1 pseudogene is annotated in these 534 nt (G+C 40.8%); it reads left to right on the forward strand.

The annotated features are described in order from the left end of the window. Positions 1-534, forward strand: a pseudogene (locus tag ACTJLE_RS06510) (hypothetical protein); the annotation flags it as partial.

Here is a 534-nt window from a genome sequence, read left to right on the forward strand (position 1 = left end):
ACGGTTGAAGCTAGAAAAATTGATAACGAGCGTGTTAAAGCTGCGATCGATAATATTAAAGCGCAAATGGGTAATTCTCAAAGCGGCTATAAGATAAGCGAATACGATAGTAAAGGCATGTGGGTTCGTGACCTTTACATGGATACGCCTGATAAAAACACTGCTACGAAAGTGTTACAGGTTAACATGAATGGTATTGCTGGAAGCCATAACGGTTTTTCAGGGCCTTACAATACTGCGATGACTCTTGACGGCATGGTGTATGGTGACAGGATTATCGGACATTCGATTGACGCGGAAAAACTTTCAGTCTCTTACACTTCCCAGGTAGAAAAGCAGATTAGTAAAGCAAAAAACGAGGCTATAAAAGACACTGGTAGGAGGCTTGAAAACTATTACACGATAAGTGAAATCAACACGAAACTGAACGTTACAGACGGTAAGATTGAGGCTGGTGTTGAAAGCGTTAACCACAATCTTAAACAGAAAAACGGTAACTATTACGGCTCGTATACTCCAAGCCATTTTAGCCAT

Source organism: Gardnerella sp. CCPDSM, assembly GCF_056754715.1.